Origin of the sequence: Alteromonas sp. NFXS44, from assembly GCF_040148705.1 — a bacterium.
Taxonomy (GTDB): Bacteria; Pseudomonadota; Gammaproteobacteria; order Enterobacterales; family Alteromonadaceae; genus Alteromonas.
Genome location: NZ_JAGDEA010000012.1, coordinates 839,676 through 858,918 on the forward strand (window position 1 = coordinate 839,676; position 19,243 = coordinate 858,918).

9 protein-coding genes are annotated in these 19,243 nt (G+C 49.6%); 2 read left to right on the forward strand and 7 right to left on the reverse strand.

What is annotated here, in order from left to right:
• Positions 1–50: 50 nt before the first annotated feature.
• The 5 genes from J3369_RS20675 to J3369_RS20695 form a co-directional block, all read right to left on the reverse strand.
• Complete coding sequence (locus tag J3369_RS20675; protein WP_349590559.1) at positions 51–3,623, reverse strand: FG-GAP-like repeat-containing protein; 3,573 nt, start codon at positions 3,621–3,623, stop codon at positions 51–53.
• Positions 3,624–3,794: 171 nt separating this feature from the next.
• The gene (locus J3369_RS20680) at positions 3,795–6,527 is read right to left on the reverse strand and encodes a TonB-dependent receptor domain-containing protein (RefSeq protein ID WP_349590561.1); all 2,733 of its coding nucleotides are present in this window, start codon (positions 6,525–6,527) and stop codon (positions 3,795–3,797) included.
• Between the two features lie 550 nt (positions 6,528–7,077).
• Positions 7,078–8,721, reverse strand: a complete 1,644-nt coding sequence (gene groL / locus J3369_RS20685; RefSeq protein ID WP_349590563.1) for a chaperonin GroEL — start codon at positions 8,719–8,721, stop codon at positions 7,078–7,080.
• Positions 8,722–8,762: 41 nt separating this feature from the next.
• A complete protein-coding gene (locus tag J3369_RS20690) occupies positions 8,763–9,053 on the reverse strand; it encodes a co-chaperone GroES (RefSeq protein ID WP_349590566.1) in 291 nt (96 codons plus the stop codon).
• Positions 9,054–9,315: 262 nt separating this feature from the next.
• Positions 9,316–9,831, reverse strand: coding sequence for an FxsA family protein (locus J3369_RS20695; RefSeq protein WP_119503060.1), 516 nt, complete (start codon positions 9,829–9,831; stop codon positions 9,316–9,318).
• A gap of 296 nt (positions 9,832–10,127) precedes the next feature.
• Here J3369_RS20695 and J3369_RS20700 point away from each other — a divergent pair, with 296 nt between their 5' ends.
• Positions 10,128–11,945, forward strand: a complete 1,818-nt coding sequence (locus J3369_RS20700) for a protein-disulfide reductase DsbD (RefSeq protein ID WP_349590568.1) — start codon at positions 10,128–10,130, stop codon at positions 11,943–11,945.
• Between the two features lie 77 nt (positions 11,946–12,022).
• Here the strand turns inward: J3369_RS20700 and J3369_RS20705 are convergent, their stop codons facing one another.
• Both J3369_RS20705 and J3369_RS20710 read right to left on the reverse strand, forming a co-directional pair.
• Complete coding sequence (locus tag J3369_RS20705; protein ID WP_303572373.1) at positions 12,023–15,040, reverse strand: TonB-dependent receptor; 3,018 nt, start codon at positions 15,038–15,040, stop codon at positions 12,023–12,025.
• 282 nt (positions 15,041–15,322) lie between these two features.
• A complete protein-coding gene (locus J3369_RS20710) occupies positions 15,323–15,928 on the reverse strand; it encodes an FMN-binding negative transcriptional regulator (protein WP_349590570.1) in 606 nt (201 codons plus the stop codon).
• A gap of 231 nt (positions 15,929–16,159) precedes the next feature.
• Here J3369_RS20710 and J3369_RS20715 point away from each other — a divergent pair, with 231 nt between their 5' ends.
• On the forward strand, positions 16,160–19,243 hold the full coding sequence (locus tag J3369_RS20715; protein ID WP_349590573.1) for an amidohydrolase family protein: 3,084 nt from the start codon (positions 16,160–16,162) through the stop codon (positions 19,241–19,243).

Sequence of the window (19,243 nt, forward strand, 5' to 3'; positions counted from 1 at the left end):
TGAACTCAGGTGAAAACAGGTAAATGAATTCACCTGAGCGCCCTCATCAATCAGTGGATCAAGTACATCCCTGCTGACGTACCAAGCATAACTTCTAAATCGCCGGATTCCGAGCGACGAGCACGCAACGCACCTTTGCCTGCTCTGCCGTTCAATTTCGGACCGGACCAGACAATATTGCCATTGGTTGCAATGCTTCGCAGAACAGAATGAGAGCCGTACCAACTGCTGTCATCACCGGTTACCACCAGTATGTTAGACGGGATAACAGGGTCCGCAATCATATCAGTGATCTCAAACGGGAAGTTGTATTCCGCCACCAGTTCCACACCACTGTCTGAAAATGCCAGCATGTTCATTTCCTCGTCGTTACCACCGGAACAAACAAACTGACGGCTGTTTTCACCGCCGGTAAACAGTACCTGCGGACATTCAATGTCATACGAGCTGCCGGTGATAAATGCATTACTTCCCAGCGTCAGTAACTGTACCTTTTGGTAACCGCTGGTCACGACCAGATTCAGTACATCATCAATAAATACCGCATCAAAATCACTGACTCCCTGAGGGCTCGTATACGATGCCACCAGCAGCTGATTCTGAATGTCGACAACCTTAATCGCCGGCCCGTCCTGATAGACCGCATCCTCATAGCCGTCGCCGTTGACGTCTATGGCCATTATCTTGCCGATAGTGCTGTCGTAGTCACCGTCAACGGAATACTGAACAGACATATCGCTTAACTGCACTGCACCGAAGGCGCCGTCATACAAGGAAGTCAGTGGCAGGAAAATATCCCCTGCGCCATCGTTATTAAAGTCAGTCGTTACCGCCTGAGTACTGTGGTCCCAGTTAGTAGACAGCTCTTCACCCACTGTTATAGTGCCATCGCCGGTGAGCGTAACGATAACGGAGCCGTCATAACCGCTTTCAGTACTGGGCACAAAGAACACGGCGCGCTCATCACCGGAAGTGATTTCAGACCAGCCCGCAGCATAGAAATGGTCAAGCTGAACACCGGTGGTATTTTCTTTTACCGTTGCACCACTAGCGGTGTAGTCTGCAGTGATCAGGCGGTCTGCGCCTGAACTGCTGGTGCCTGAACCCCATAAGATTTCCGCACTGCCGTCGTTGTCGATATCACCCATGGTTAGCGATGAGGAACCATGGTCCTGCAGCCCGACCTGCCAAACTGTATCCAGCTGATTACTGCCATTCAGAGAATACGCAGTTACATTGCCCCACTGACAATCACTCACCACGATTTCATCTGTCGCATCATCGTAGAGATTGTATGCATGCATATCGCAGGTATCGTCAAGCGACAATGACGCCAGCTGAGATTTATCAACCGCGGAATACACGTAAAGCGCATCCCAGGCACCGGCACCAATGATCTCATCGATACCATTGCCGTTGAGGTCGCCAACCGTAACAAATGAACTACCAAATCCGGAGCCGAAAAACCATTCATTCGCACCAGTGGTCAGGTCGTATACCAGACCAGTGTTCATAATCAGCTCTACATTACTGTCGGCATCCACGTTCCCGGCAGCGATTGCCCGGAAGTTGTTCGTGCTGAAGCTGAGTGTTGTGACCAGCTCACTTCCCAACTCACTCACAAAAATGGATGTTTCACTAGCGTCGTAATCTGCATTCTTAACAGAATAAATCAGTTCATTGACGCCGTCGTTATCGGTATCAGCCAGTAACGCTTCACTGAAATAATCGTCAGTTTCCAATAAAACCCGTGCATCTTTAGTTAAATCATCAATCAGCCAGAAGGTTTTTTCAGTGATAACTAAAATTTCAGGTGTACCGTCCTGGTCCATATCTGCGGGCAATACCTGCTGAATATTCTGTTCATCAGACAGCGCGTAGGGATATGCCCATTTCTGTTGATATTTACCATCAACCAGCGTCAGTAAAAATACCCGTGAGCCATTGTCTGTTCCCAACAATTCATTGCTACCGTCGCCATCAAAATCGGCCACCCACTGGGAATTATTCCGGTGAGGCACTTCCACGCCGGAACGGAACAACGGCTGCGCTTCATCAGCGTTCACCGTCACATCAAAGTATTCCTCGATAGTATTATTCGGGTTCTGACTGTTGCTCACACCGAAGGTATACACCATCTGGCTGAAAAGTTGATTGTCCGGTACAACCCAGGTCACAGTACCATCTGAAGCTAACGTGGCTCCCTCCGGTGCGCTCGCCAGTGCCGCCAGGTTTTCATTGCCAGGTACATCTGCATCGGTCAGTGATAATGAGAAGGTAATGGTATCGCCGGCACGGACATTTTCCGGCACATTGCTTACCGTAACAACGGCTGGTGTATCTTCCACAAAGATGCTGAGGGGATAGGATTCCACCGTATTGATTGAGTCAGACACTACCATTGACACCTCTATCCACTGATCAACTGTCACAGAGTATGCAGGCAGCGTGTTGCCGTGAACGCCTTCAAGCAACCTGCCGTTCAGATACCAGTTGTAACTGACAGTCAGATCTTCGTCCGGGGTATCAAGGTCGTAATAATTACCGGGCAGCACAACAATTTCCTGTGCCACAGACAGCCCCTCAGCATCTTGCAGATAAGGCGACCCTACATAAGGTGTCAGAGAGATTTCGGCGAGGTTATATAATTCTGTATCACTCACCGGTGTTGTAACGAAACCATACACACTTTCAAAGTACTTACCGGCGTCGGCCTCGCCGTCATTGTCGAGATCCTGCGTGTACATCACCATACCCTGCAAGAACTTCAGCTGTGCTTCACCGTCGTTGAACACAACGGTACTGCCGTAAAAATACGGCATATCCAGCTCGTCAGTATCCAGCGACACATCTACATGACCTTCAGACCCCACACTGACACGGCCTTCAATCCGCAGTTCTGGCGACGCCCAGTCATCACTGGTGGTCATGCTGGCATCAATCAGATAGCTTTCATCGCCAACCGTAGCACTTACGTATTGCTCACTAACCGAAGTCGTCACGCCGGTTTGCATTGAAAATGAATCACTGAAGGTAATCAGGCCTGACATAGACACCGGGACATCGTCTTCCCAGTTAAGATTGGAGAAATACAGTGTGTATTCCATTTTGCTGTCGGTGACGACATCAATAGAAACCGCCGCTACACCGGACAACGCAAAGCTGTTGTAGTAAGACTGACAATCACTGAAATCCATGGACAACTTACCGGTACCGTTATCATTAAACTTTCCGGTGTATTTTACTGTACCGCTTTCATCACACTGAAGGGTGCTGTTAATTGAACCGTCACTACTGAGTTCATTTTCAATATCGTGTTCACCGATATCAGGCACAGTGAGAATATTGTCGTCAAACAATACACTGTACACATGCTGGGCCAGGGCAATATCTATCTCTGCTTTGCCGGATTCACCATTATAACGGGTATCAGCCTGCGTTTTTGCAGCTGTGGTTAACTGTGATTTGGTATGAGATTGTGCGTCAGAAATGATCTGTACAGGCGTTTTTGAAGGCGTTTGTGTGCCGCCGCCGGAAGAACTGTCAGAGCCACCGCCGCCACCGCATGCAGATAGAGCCAGCGCTAACGCAGAAAGAGAAAAGACACGTACAACGTTATTCATGTTTTCATCCTTGAACTTTAGATACCACAACTACAAAGTTCGGCTAATTTAGCGACTTTTTCACTTCCGGTCGAGTTAAATGTAAAGATTTTGTCAAGGATTACTTTTTGCAAAAAGTGGGGATAGTATTCTTGTTTAACACTATCCCCTCTGTAGCAAAAATGCGCGCAATTACAGCGACGGACGATATCTCAGCGATACCCCGACAGAACGTCCTACCACATCATAACCGCTGACAGTATTGAAGCGGGTTGCGCCTGCGGACGGCACCGGTGGTTCCTTGTCGAACAGGTTGTCAACACCGGCACTCAGCTCAAGTTCACCGGTTGCCTGCCAGGAAGCCGCCACATCAATGTAGTTCTGCGCGGAAATCCCGATAGTGCGGTCGCTGGCATAGTCCACATCACCAATCCGGCGCCAACTGACCTGCACGTTCCAGGCATCCAGCCCCCAGCCAAGTGACAGACGATGCTTATAGTCCGCCTGCAATGAGCTGGCGTAGTCACCGGTACAGGCTGTGCCATAGGTGCCTTTACAGTCTTCAAATAGCAGGGTCGGATCAAGCTTTTTCTTAGCTTCAGTAACCAGGTTAGCTGAGTAGTTTAGGGTAAAATCACCACCCATCGCTTCCGGCGCTGCAAACTGATACTGAGCAGAGATATCCAGACCTTCCTGAATAAAGGTACTAACGTTGAAGTCATTGACAAGAGCCGTAGTGATAAAACCAGTTTCCTCATCACGCAGCACTGCGCCACACAACGGGTTGCCCGCAACAGGGTTATCGATATAACAGTTCTGCAGCGCCGCAGCCGGCTGAATAACCCAGATAGCATCATTAATCTCAATGCTGTACCAGTCAATGGTCACGTCCAGACCTTCAACATATTCCGGAGTATAAACCACACCAATGGTAGTGGAATCCGCTTTCTCCGGTCTGATATCCGGGTTACCACCGTAGGTATACAGCGCGGTAGAGGAATCCCACTCAGTTCCCACTGCCGGTGCGCCGTAGCGGGCACACTGGTCGGCATCGCCGGTACCTAACAAGCAGGGATCACCCTCAAAGCGTCCCGCCAGACGGCTGATAAACTGGTCACTGTACGGGTCAAACAAGGCCAGAGACAAACCGGAAACCGGCCCTGCGAATTCGCCAAGGTTAGGCGCACGGAAGGCGGACTGACGAGTCCAGCGCAGACGCCAGTCATCATTCACCGTCCAGTTCAGACCCAGCTTGTGAGTGTTGTCAGCATCCGTATTGGAATAGCTGGAGATGCGGTATGCACCCTCAAAATCCAGCTGCTGCACGAAGGGCATGTCGGCGAGCAGGGGCACCAGCACCTCGGCAAAGGTTTCTCTGCTGTAGAAGCTGGCGTCTATTTCTGCTGAACTGCCGGATGAGAAAGTGGTGCCGAGGCGGAACGCGTCGCCCGGCATCTGCACACCGGCTTCGCGACGATACTCATAGCCGATGGCGTAGCTTACCGGCCCTGCCGGCAATTCAAACAGCGGCGTTGATTCACCGGAGAAAGTGATGGCGGCCACGTTCTGCGTGCGCTCGCGATCATGATAAATCAGAGTGGTTTCTAAACTGCTGAGCGCTACTGACGGATCGAATAGATCCACGGTATTGGCGATGGCGGCAAAAGTGCTGCTGCCCGACGCGCTGGTGTCATAACCGCTGCCAAAAACCTTATCGGTTTCTTCGGTTTTGCCATGTTGGGCATAAACGTCATAACGCAGATAATCGGTGATATCACCTTTAAAGCCCGCCTGGAACTGCACCGTATCGCGCATGGTCCGGGTGCGCTGCAGGCCAAGGCCTAAATTACGGTTCACCGTTACCTGAGCCTGACCATTGTCATCAAAGGTCAGGCGGCTGGCAATATCGTCAGTGATGTAAGGGTTATCGGAAGTCAGGGTTACCGTCTCATTCACGGAAACCGGCGTCTGACCTACACTGCCTGCCGACATTACCTCAACCCGGGAGTACATAGCGCGACCGTAGAAAGTCACGTTGTCATGCAGATCAACGTCCCAGAACAGGCCGGTAGATTTACGGGTCATGGGCGATACCAGATACGACGCTGCGGTCACGTCGTTGGTGTTCATCTCACCGGTGATGCTGCCGTCATCGGCAATGCCGAAACTGTTGCCGCTGGCCACATCGGTGTAATAACCGCCGGTGTTAACCACACTGGTGCTGTTGAGCATGGCAAAATCACGCTCGCCGGCCAGCAGGGCATCCCGGTCGGAGTAGCTGACAAAGCCGGTCAGGTGACCTTTACCATCTAGTATATCGCCACCGAACACCGCCTCGGCATTGAACTGCTCAGCGCCGCCATCGGGAAATTCGTAGCTGGTAGAGAATTCCATCCCGGAGAAGTCATCATCGAGAATAAAGTTAACCACACCAGACACGGCATCTGCGCCATATACAGCTGCCGCGCCGCCGGTCAGCACGTCTACCCGCTTAATAAGTCCGGCCGGAATAGCATTCACGTCTACAGCGTTACGGAAGCCGAAGGGCACTGCCCGGGTACCATCCAGCAGAACAAGCGTCCGGTTCTGGCCCAATGCACGTAAGTCGATGGTGGTGGCTGAACTGCCACTGGCACCGTCACCCGGCGCCTGGGGCAGTTTGAAAATAATGTCTTCAACGTTTACTGCACGGTCGAGCTGAAGCTGGAACTCATCGATGGAGGTCACAGGGCTCGTAGCCACTATCTCTGCTCTGGGGATTCGCGTACCTGTGACGCTGACCACTTCAACATTTGCTGCATCATCACTGGCAGCTTCCTGCGCATATATGCCGGCAGAGCCCAGAGTCGCGAATAACGAAAGATTGATTGTGAGCGCCAGCTTACTCAAGCGGCGATTCGGCCTTACATCCGTGTTCATAGTCATAAAAACTCCGGGTTGTGTGTTCGGAAAATCGGTTTGGCCCGTCGACGCTACAGCCGGGGATCAGCGCAGAGAGCAGAAAGTTGGGATGCGGAAGTTTTGTTCTGAGGCATTATCACCACCACATAACAATTTTTTATCTCATATGAATTGTAAATTCAAGAATATTTTATTATGAAGTCCAATTTCTCAGCTTTCCAACGTTGGATAAAACATCAAATCAAACAGGTAGCAATTTTCTATAAAAATGGCCAGTTTACGGCTCTGTAAACTCATGTAGTGCGGGATCAAAAGTTGGTCCAGCAGTGATGTGAAAAATGAATTTGAGATAAAGCAGTGACCTGCGATTTAGTTCCACAATCTCAAAGAGCAGCACAGGGCTTAATTTTTAGGGTAAAGGAAATAAAAGACAGCTATTGGGAAGCTGATGGAATATCGTGGGAAAAGATTAAGGGAAAAGTGTGAAACTAACCGTGATACAAATCGTACCACAGTTAGTTTCAATAGGCTTCTAACTCATTGAATTACAACGAGTGGCTGAAGCGGAGAATGATTACATCATTCCACCCATGCCGCCCATTCCGCCCATGCCACCCATATCTGGTGCTGCAGGTTCGTCTTTAGGCAGTTCAGCAACCATCGCTTCTGTGGTGATCATCAGAGAGGCGATAGACGCTGCGAATTGCAGCGCTGAACGAGTCACTTTAGTCGGGTCAAGGATACCCATTTCCAGCATGTCGCCGTACGTGTCGTTACCTGCGTTGTAACCGTAGTTACCTTCGCTGTTCTTGATTTCGTTAACAACAACAGACGCTTCCGCACCAGAGTTGATAGAGATTTGGCGCAGAGGCGCTTCCATCGCGCGCAGAGCCAGCTTGATACCGTGAGTCTGGTCTTCGTTGTCGCCAGTCAGTTCTGCCAGTTTTGCAGCAGCACGAACCAGTGCAACACCACCACCAGGTACTACGCCTTCCTGTACCGCAGCGCGGGTAGCGTGCAGTGCATCTTCAACGCGGTCTTTCTTCTCTTTCATTTCAACTTCAGTAGCAGCACCCACTTTGATTACCGCAACACCGCCAGACAGTTTAGCCAGACGTTCCTGCAGCTTCTCTTTGTCGTACTCTGAAGAAGAATCTTCGATTTGACCACGAATCTGTGAACAACGACCTTCAATAGCCGCTTCATCACCCGCACCGTCAACAACAGTCGTGTTGTCTTTGTTGATAACAACGCGCTTCGCCGTACCTAAGTCTTCCAGCTGAACTTTTTCCAGCTCCAGACCAATCTCTTCAGAGATAACAGTACCGCCAGTCAGGATAGCGATATCCTGCAGCATCGCTTTACGACGGTCACCGAAACCAGGTGCTTTAACAGCAGCTACTTTCACGATACCGCGCATGTTGTTAACAACCAGAGTGGCCAGGGCTTCGCCTTCAACATCTTCAGCGATGATCAGCAGAGGCTTGCCCGCTTTCGCCACGCCTTCCAGCGTAGACAGCAGTTCACGGATGTTAGAAACTTTTTTGTCAACCAGCAGGATGAACGGGTTGTCTAATTCAACAGTGCCGTTTTCCTGGTTGTTGATGAAGTAAGGAGACAGGTAACCGCGGTCAAACTGCATACCTTCAACCACGTCAAGCTCGTTTTGCAGAGCCTGACCTTCTTCAACAGTGATAACACCTTCTTTGCCAACTTTTTCCATAGCTTCAGCGATGATTTCGCCTACTTCTACGTCAGAGTTTGCAGAGATAGTACCTACCTGTGCGATAGACTTGCTGTCGGCACAATCAGTAGACAGGGCTTTCAGCTCTTCAACTGCAGCGATAACGGCTTTGTCGATACCGCGCTTCAGATCCATCGGGTTCATACCCGCTGCAACTGATTTCAGACCTTCAGTTACGATAGCCTGCGCCAGAACGGTTGCAGTAGTAGTACCGTCACCCGCTTCGTCGTTTGCTTTAGACGCAACTTCTTTAACCATCTGCGCGCCCATGTTCTCGAACTTATCATCCAGTTCGATTTCTTTGGCTACAGATACACCATCTTTAGTGATGGTAGGCGCACCGAATGATTTATCCAGTACTACGTTACGGCCTTTAGGACCTAAGGTTACTTTTACTGCGTTTGCAAGAATGTTAACGCCTTTCAGCATCTTCGTGCGGGCGTCATCACCAAAACGTACTTCTTTAGCTGCCATGTTTAAATTCCTCTAAATACGGTTAAAACGTTAAACGTCTATTACTCAACGATTGCCAGAATGTCGCTTTCGCTAACGATAAGCACTTCTTCACCTTCCAGCTTCTCGGTTTTTACACCGTAACCGTCGTTGAAAATAACGGTGTCGCCAACTTTTACGTCAAGAGCTTTAACTTCACCGTTCTCAAGGATACGGCCGTTACCCACGGCGATAACTTTCGCACGGGTAGATTTTTCTGCAGCAGAACCGGTAAGCACGATGCCGCCGGCAGATTTGGTTTCTTGCTCAGCGCGCTTAAGGATTACGCGGTCGTGTAAAGGACGAATTGCCATTTTCAAGTCTCCTGAAAATTCCAACTATCTAAATGTTAGTTAACAAGGACGTACGGTCTTGTGTACGCCATTTACTGTATAGAGAAAGCAGTTTCCTGCCTTCAAATCGTGTTCTGCGTGGAGAGATGGGGGAGTCACCCTACAACTTCAAGGGGATTTGGTGAAAAAAATGCAAATTTTTTTACTTTTCTTAGGGGAGCGGGATAAATAATTGAAGAACAGAACAATCAGGCCACACGACGGAGCGTGCGGCCGCAGAAGCTTATTTAAGGCGGGGCTTATCTTCACCGGCTGATTTGTCGGTGTACTGGCCTTCAAATACATCGCCGTCAGCATTGTACTGGCCACCCTGAGGACGCTGACCGAATGGATCGGCGCCACCGGCAAAAGGTCCCTGTTGCTGGAACGAACCGGCCGTGACCACACGCATCTTCATATGCTTGCTGACAAATCCGGCGATAAGGTGACGGGTCCCGGGCAACACCAGCAAAATACCGAAAATATCCGTGATAAAGCCCGGCGTTACCATTAACACACCGGCCACGGCCAGCATCAGGCCCTCCACCATTTCTTTGCCCGGCATTTCACCGCGCTGCATTTTTTCCTGCGCTATCTGTAAGGTGTGAATGCCTTCCCGCTTCACAAAATAAGCGCCGATGAAGGCGGTTAATAACACAATTCCAATGGTGTTCCATCCGCCGATGATGCCGCCAACTTTTACCAGTAAGGCAATTTCGATGATGGGCATAATGGCGAACAGCAAAAATAAAAGTCGCAAAACTAAACCTCGTTGCTTAAGTTTAATGCCGGCTGCAGCACAAATTTACGTAGACTGTTACCAGCAAACTGAAAGGGTAAAGTGGGGTTGCTCACTTTAAACACAAGTTATTTCTTATGAGTACGACAGTTTTCACGGTAAGGGATTCGTTCTGAACAGAAAAATCTGAAAGAATACCGCTACTGTCACGGTCAGTTATAGGAAATGTCCGTTGCACCCTGATAATTCAGTATCCGGAGCTGGACGGCTGAGCCACCATCCGCGATATTGCGCTTTTTCTGAAGGATAAGCTTGTTATGAAGTATTTTTCGTCTCTGCTGTTTATTTGCCTGTGTTTATTGCTGCCCGCACAGGCCTCAGCACAAATTCCGGATTTCAATCAGGGAGACGCCTTCCCGCAACAGGAAGAGCCTCACTTTCTGCCTGTTGATGACGCATTCGTGTTTGATTTTCAGCAAAACGACGATGAACTCACCCTTAACTTTACCATTGCAGACGACTACTACCTCTATAAGCACCAGTTCAAACTGGTGGGGAAAGACGTCGAATTAGGTGAGCCGGTATTTCCGGAAGGCAAAGAAAAAGAAGATGAGTTTTTTGGACTCACCGAAGTGTACTACCACAATGTTTCCTTTACCGTACCGGTAAACCAGGCCAAAGAGGATGGCGTGGTGAAAGTCCGCTTCCAGGGGTGCGCCGACGCCGGCCTGTGTTACCCCCCGACCGTAAAAGTGATTTATCTGTCTGCTGTGGGTGATACAGAACCCGCTGTACAGGGCAGCGCACCCTCAGAAGCCACCGGCGAAGTGGTAAAATCTGAGCAGTTCGGGCTGGCTGAAAGACTGGCTGACAAAGACAATCTGCCTGTGACCTTATTGCTGTTTCTGGCGCTGGGCATTGGTCTTGCCTTCACACCATGCGTATTCCCCATGTACCCTATTTTATCCGGCATCGTGCTGGGTCAGGGTAAAGGCATGAGCTTAAGCCGCGCCTTCACCTTAAGCTTTGTGTATGTGCAGGGCATGGCAATTACCTATTCCATTTTAGGTCTCGTAGTTGCTTCAGCGGGCGTACAGTTCCAGGCAGCCCTTCAGCACCCGGCCATTCTGGGCGTGTTTATTGTGCTGTTTATTGCGCTGGCCATGGCCATGTTCGGTGTGTATGAAATTCAGTTGCCGTCGTCCTGGCAAAGCAAACTTAACGATGTAAGCAATAATCAGAAACGCGGCAATTTTGCCGGTGTATTTGTGATGGGTGTACTGTCCGGTCTGGTGGCTTCTCCCTGCACCACCGCACCGCTTACCGGTATTTTGTTGTTTATCGCACAAACCGGCGACATGACACTGGGCTTCATTTCACTGTACGTACTTAGCCTGGGAATGGGTATTCCTCTTATTCTGTTTGGTATGACTGGCGGAAAACTGCTTCCTAAGGCCGGTAACTGGATGAACGTGGTGAAGGTGAGCTTCGGCTTTATGATGCTCGCCGTTGCGATTCTGTTTATCGAGCGCCTGTGGTCTTCGTCCTGGACTAATCTGCTATGGGCATTAACGGGTCTTGCTACCTTCTCTTACTACAGCGTAGTCAATCAGCCCACACAGCCATCTTTCATGAAGGGTGTACGCACCTTGCTTATTTCACTGGGCTTATTCGCCAGTGCAATGACCGGTTATGTCACGCTGTTTGGCGGCACGTCATCGCCGGTTGCGCAGCAAAATGGTCAGCACGGGAATGATGCGGGTCATCCGGAATTTATGGTCGTTAAAAACCTGGATGACTTCGAACAGAAGCTGGCTGCTGCAAATGCTGAAGGCAAAACGGTGATGGTCGACCTGTACGCCGACTGGTGTGTGGCCTGTAAAGAATTTGAGAAGTACACCTTTCCCGATGAGGCGGTCATCTCTGCGCTTTCAAACACGGTATGGATGCAAATCGATCTCACAGAGAACACGCCGGTGAATCTGGCTTTCCAGGACGAGTTTGATGTACTGGGATTGCCCACCATTTTGTTTTTCAATACTGCCGGTGAAGAAATCAATCAGTCCAGGGTAACGGGGTTTATGAGAGCAGACGCATTTGCTGACCACGTGAACCGGGCACTGGGCAATCAATAGCGGACCGGCCCGCTAAACCGCAGGCATAAAAAAAGCCCCTTGGGAGAAGGGGCTTCGGGTCCAGGTGAGACGTTATTTTAGTAACGCGCCTCGAACGTTAATCTTACTGAGCGCGGAGCCTGCCAGCTGTAAGCTGCGCCATACCACTGGTTAACTGTACCTTCACTACTTTCGTAATGTTCATTCAGCGCCAGCGCTTCTTGTGTATTTAACACATTGAAGATGTTAATGGACGTACGCATATCGACACCCTCGTAAGAGAATGCGTAAGCTGCTGACAAGTCAACCTTAAAGGTCCACGGTGTACGACCTGCACTGCCACGTGGTGCATAGCGGTAAAGCTTGTCTTCCTGTGCACAGGTATCACCCTCTACAGCACAGCCCTGATAGATGTAGAACGTATCGCCGTAGCTGCCGTATACATTCGGATCTGTATCCGGGTAGCCCTGACCAAACGCAGACAGCGGACGACCGCTTGAAAGCGTAGAGTTAAAGCCCACTGTGAAGTCTTCAGTTACGTCATACGAACCATACATCTTGAACACGTGACGACGGTCGTTAGGCTGGTAGCCACTTGAACCATCCATGACTGCAGGGAAGTCGAAGTCTTGCGTTACACCCGCATCTGCCTGACCGATATCAGATTTAACCGCACCTTCAAAGTTACCCCAGCTGCGAGACCAGGTGTAGATGAAGTTCAGACGGTAGTCCTCTGCACGGTAGTCAATTTTAGCCTGCCATGACAGATACTTGTTCTCTGCTTCAGGCAGCATCAGCGTTTCCGCAGTGTGCGTTGTCAGAGAGCCGGGATCAGCCACGCCGTCGAAAGTTTCGTGATCAGGCATCAGCTCCTGTGTGCCATCCCAGTAGTAACCATCTTTGTACCAGCTCATGTCTTCGCCCGGATTCACCATAACGCAGAACGGGTAAGCGTAACGACCACAGTAGTCATCCAGTGCACTGGTCACTTCGCGGTACGTACCGATCACTTCCATGGAGAGATCTTCGGAAATCGCACGCTGGTAACCTAAGATGTATTCATCTTTCGCGAACGGGTCAGCTTCCTGAGCCTGGAAAATATCCTTTTCAGGAATAGCCGGTAATGAACTCGCGTACTGAGAATTCTCTACAGTACCATTCACAGGGTTCAGGCCGGTAGGTACGCCGGTTGCGGCGTCGATACCGTCAAAGGTGTAGTAAGTGGTTGTATCACTTACACCGGCAGCAGAACGGTAAATAGTATTGTTCGCAATTGGCAGATAGTAACGGCCATAGTTACCGTACAACTTAGACTCGCCATCGCCTTCCACATCCCACGTAAAGCCTAAGCGCGGAGCAATGTCGGTATCAAAATCAAACAGTTCCTTACCTGTCGTACCTTCACCGGAGAAGATGTCTTTACGGATACCGATAGATAACATCAGAGTGTCTGTTACCTGCCATTTATCTTCAATGTAGTAAGCAGTCAGATCAGACTCGAAGCTGCCACCACCGGAGAAGATACGGTCTGAAACCAGATCCTGTGCAGCACCGGTGTTGTTCACGTACAGCGAACCGGAGTCGCCCTGAATGTTACCGCCGGCGGCCAGCGTTTCATACGTCCATGAGTGACCGGCAATCGGCTGAGTGACACGGATGGATTCACGGGTTTGTTTATCCAGACCAGCGTTGATTTTGTGGTCGCCCCAGTAGTATTCGATATCGAAACGATACTGGGTATTTTCATCTTCGTTAGCGCCGAAAGAGCCGCCGGGACCACATGAAGAAACACGCTCTGCATCGGTAATGCCGTCACGTGCATCAGTTACGCTTGAACAATCAAGGTTACTGGGGTCAGAGCTGTAATCAGTCTGGATGTTACCCCACATTGCGCTAACAGACAGGTCGTCATTGAGGTAACCGGTATAGGTCACACTTTTCGCTTCACCGCCGCGCTTACGCAGGAATGAACCGGAGTAGTCACCAATAGTTCCGGTTTCAGCATCGTAATCGTAGACGGTACGGGTTGTTTCGTTCTTGTCTGAATAACCGAAGAAGCTCAGGCGGTGATTTTCAGTGATATCCCAGTCAATTTTAGCGCCCCAGAACAGATTATCTGAACCGGATGACTCATCAACGTTCATGATATTCGCACCGGCAAAGCGTTCAGTACCGTTAGTGCCACCAAACTGGTTATGCACATCCCGCGGATTGATCAGCGCATAGAAGAACAGCTTATCTTCAATAATGGGACCTGATGCAGAAACGGTATAATCAAAGGAATTGTCGAAATCGTTTGTGGTATCACGGAAAATAGCGCCGGTGCCCTGACGGCCACGGGATACACTGCCTTCTTCCTGTAAGCCATTCGGCGTCCAGTTGGCTGTGAAGTCAAATTCCCATTCGTTAGTACCGCTTTTGGTTACCGAGTTAATTACACCGCCGGTTGTACGGCCGAACTCTGCAGAATAACCACCGGTTTTAACCTGAAACTCTTTGTAGAATTCAAAAGGTACGGAACCGCAACCCAGACCCTGACGGGTATTCGTTACTTCCAGACCGTTGATGTAGCAAGAGTTTTCAGCAACCGATGCACCACCGAAAGAGGCGGTATTACCGAATGCCGAATCACCGGCTACTGCACCCGGCGCCAGCAGTGCAACCGATGTAAGGTCACGGGCAATAGGCATGCGGTCAATTTCGGTTTCGCCCATTACAAGGCCGGAATCCATAGAGGTTAAATCGATGGCTGAAACTCGGGCGCCGGTAACTTCAATACGCTCTGCGGTTAATTCGTCGAGGTTAAAGTCAGCTTCTTTGTTAGAACCAAGGGACACGCGCAGCTCGTCTTCAGCTAACACTTTGCCATTGGCAATGATCTGGATGTTATATGTGCCGGTATCCAGTTTTGCGAAGCGGTATGAACCATCTTCACCTACTTCTACCGTTCTGCTGTATCCCGTTTGAGGATTACTGATAACGATGGCTACTTGCTGGCCTGACATGGCCTCAACAGTACCATAAACACTTGATGTACTACCTGCAGCAGCGCTTGCATTAAAACTCACGCCCATAGCAGTACCTATCGCCAGCGCGATAAGACTCTGTCTAATCATTTTTAACTCCCTGGAATTATTATATTTATATTTTCCTGTTTGAACGGCTCAAACGAAAAACAGCGGGATATAATTACCTGAGAGAAAATAATTCAAGCAAAGGGCGTTGAAATGATAATTTTAAAAGACAAGATAATTTAAAATTATTTACATGGAGAATTATTAAACCAAAACAAATAAATTTAAAACACAATTAAGCCAGGCACAAATACACTTTAAAATCATACAGTTAATTCAAATATGAAAAAGTTAATATTGAAATAAATCAAAATCCATTTATATCTACAAATATTCATTTATTGCTTTTAATATTTCTGAATAATCATTTAAATTATCATTATTCATTTTGTCTATTAAATCAGCAAATACCTCCGGGGAATTTTGCTGCCCCAACCTCAACTGACTGTCTATTTTTTCAACATGAAAAATAAACCCTTTAATTCCTGTTGCGATTTTATTTATATATTCTTGCGCATTTTCAGATTTCCAGGTATTTCTTGATGCTTCTTTGTCATTACTGAGTGCCGTAACAATATTGACAGTTTCTTCAGCACTAACAAAATTAACCGTACCGGCAAGATGCGCAGAAACAAATAACCAGGTAGGTACACGTGGCTGCCGGGAATATAGTGCCGGTGACAGGTAGGCGTCCGGCCCCCAGAAAATAATCTTTCCGCGGTTCTGTTGCTGCAGGATTTCACACAGGGGGTTACGGATGTCGAGGTGACTTTCTAATACCAGCTGTCCCTCCCGGCTTCTGACTTTAAAAGGTAGCGGGCTGGCAGACTGTAACGGATCGGCAGCAACCAGTGTGCCCATAACAATATCATCGACCAGCTTCGCTGCCAGTTCGGGGCAATCTGAATAAAACGGGGCGGGTGCGTACATAACATCAATTCTCTGAACTTTTCGTCATGCTAGCAGAGTAGAGTCCGTCCTCCCTGTTCAGAGCAGGTCAATGTGTAACGTAATGGGGCCATTATAATGTTTCACTCTGGTTTGCACCGGTAGCTACTGGCATGCTGGTAACATGTCATACTTGCCGGTTTTGTATTTCTGAGCATGAAAACCCTTCTTCTTTTACTGCTGTGTACTGCTTTCTCTCTAAAAGCGGAGAGCTTGCTACCCGCCCAAAAAACGATTCGCTTCACCACTGATGAGGTCACCTGGCCTTTCCTCGATATTTCACCCGACGAAAGCACGCTGATTTTCGATATGCTGGGCGACATTTACACCATGCCGGCAGAGGGAGGGAAAGCCTCTTTACTGCTGGGAGGAATGGCATTTGAATATCATCCGGTTTATTCCCCGGACGGCAAACAAATCGCCTTTATCAGCGACCGCGATGGCAGCATTAATTTATGGATTGCTAATGCAGACGGTTCAGCAAAGCGAAAGCTGTCTTCCGATAAGGAAGCCATGATGTATGCCACGCCGGCATGGAGCGCTGATGGTGAGAGTGTTTATGTATCAAAGATGCACTACTCGTTGCTGGCCTTTGAAATCTATCAGTACACCTTAAGCGGCAAAGTTAACAAAATCACCGATGCCAAACCCACCGGTTCAGAAGGCTTTGACACCCGGTTAAACGCCGTGGCGGTATCGGTCAGCGATGATGGCAGCCAGCTTATTTATTCAAGAAAGTCCGGGACCACCTGGTCTCCTCAGGTACCTGCGAAATGGCAGCTTATCTCGCAATCTGCCACCGGCAATGAAACGGTTTCGCTTGTCCGTGACAGCAACAGTCTGCTTAACCCTCTCCTTTCACACGGCGGCGATTTCCTGCTTTTTGCCGCCCATCATGATGATACGCTGGACTACAAAATCCGTGACTTGCAAACCGGTAAAGAGCGCTGGCTGGGCCTGACACTGGATCAGTCCGGTGAAGAAGGCGGCTACTACACAGGTCTGCTTCCCCGTGCAGTACTGACCCGCGATGACAAAACCCTGATCACCAATATCAACGGTAAATTCAGACGCATTGAACTGGCCACCGGCGAACAAACTACACTGCCTTTTGAAGCCGAAGTCGCGCTGGAGGCAAGAAATAATACCAGAGTGCAAATAGCTGAAGAAACCGGCGCAGTAGAGAACCGTACCGTCCAGGGTGTGAATGTGCAGCCTGACACCGGGCGCATTGCGTTTTCTGCTTTCGGAAAACTCTATCTTGCCGGTGAAGGAGATGACATTTCTCCCCTGCCAACGCAAACGGATACTGCTTTTCAGCCCTCCTGGTCACATCAGGGCGGTCAGTTAGTCTTCGTAACCTGGAGCAGTACACAAAGCGGAAGTATCAGGGTATTTGACCCTGCCAGCAGTAACGCAGCGAAGAAAATCAGTCAGTACGACGACACCTACTATTCGCCGGTGTTCTCCGCTGACGACAACACTGTTTACGCACTGCGGGCCAATCAGCAGGATCGCTTAAATACGCAGGCCGAAGTATTCCAGCCCATTGACAATGCGCTGATTAAAATCGATTTATCCACCGGCCGGCAGGAAACGCTGATCCCGCGAATAAATGCGCGGCATCTGGCACTGAATGAAGCGGGTGACAGATTATTCGCCGATACCGCCGGCGGTTTTAAATCGGTTTCCCTTGTCCAACCGGATGATGTCACGACTTCATTAATCGTGGATATGTCGGGCAACCAATATATCGAAGCCAAATTACCTGCAGAAGCTGTAAGAAGAAATCCAGACGGCAAATCCATGCTTGTCCGTTCGGGTGCAAAACTCTATTTCATAGACGGCACTGAAATGTCAGCAGACGTCCCTTTCGACTTATCCATGCATCTAGATTCCCTCATCATTAAGGGCGGAGTAGATGACTTTGGCTGGCTGTCTTCCACTGAATTTTACTGGCTGTCAGGGAACACCTGGCACCGCGGTACAGTGGACAATGTCAACGCACAGACCGTTGCGTTATCAGCCCGGATCCCAAGGGATATTCCCGAACAATCCCTTCTGCTCCGGGGCGCAAAAATTTTAACCATGGCATCACCTGATGCCGTTATCGAACAAGGTGATTTGCTGATTGAGAACAACCGTATCCGCTACGTGGGCGAGGCAGGAACTGCGCCGGTAACCGCTGAAACCAAAATCATGGATTTGTCCGGCAAAACACTGATCCCCGGCTTAATCGACGCGCATGCACACTGGATGAGTCTCAACCGCACTCTTCCTGATCTCACGGGTCAGTGGGAGTTTATGGTTAATCTTGCCTACGGTGTGACATCGGGCTTAGATGTGCAGACATTCACCCCCGACACTTTTTTCTATCAGGATGCCATTGATGCCGGCCTGATTACCGGCCCCCGCGCTTTCTCAACCGGCCCCGGTATCTTCCGCAACAGCCGTATTCACAGCGTTGACGATGCAAAAGCGATACTAAAACGGTATAAAAATGACTACCGCACACAAAACCTGAAATCTTACATGGTGGGCAACCGTCTGCAGCAGCAAATGATGCAGGCGGCCAGTGAAGATATGGGCATGATGCCGACAACGGAAGGGGCCAGTAATCTGCGTCTGAACCTGCTCCATGCTATCGACGGATTCAGTGGCAATGAGCATAATTTGCCGGTTTCCCCGTTGCATAACGACGTCCTTAGTCTGTATGCGCAGAGCGGTATTTCCTATACCCCGACACTCACTGTGTTATACGGCGGCGCTGCCGGCTTATACGATTTTATTGCGCAGCGCTCTCCTTATAAAAGTGCAAAGTTGCACCATTTTATTCCAAACTTTATTCTGCAAAAGAAGATCACCGACTTACCCAGGTTCCACCGGCACAGCGATCGCCGTTATCCGTCTTTCGCACAAGATGCGATTAACCTGCAACGCCGTGGCGGTATTGTGGCGATGGGAAGTCATGGTGAAATGCAGGGCATAGGTATGCACTGGGAAATGGCTGCGTATACTGAGGGTGGTGCGACGCCCCGGGAAGCGATTTACGCCGCCACCATGGGTTCAGCGACAGCCATTGGCCGGCAGCAATTCATCGGTAGCCTGGAATCAGGTAAGCTGGCAGATATACTCATTTTGAATGACGATCCGGACGGGGACATTACCCGCACAGAGCATTTGTCCGGCGTGATTAAAAACGGCAGGCTGTATGACCCGCAAACACTGGACGAACATACCAGCGGACAACGAAAAGCACCGGCAATGTGGTTTCAGCGGTCACAGGTAAAGGACTGA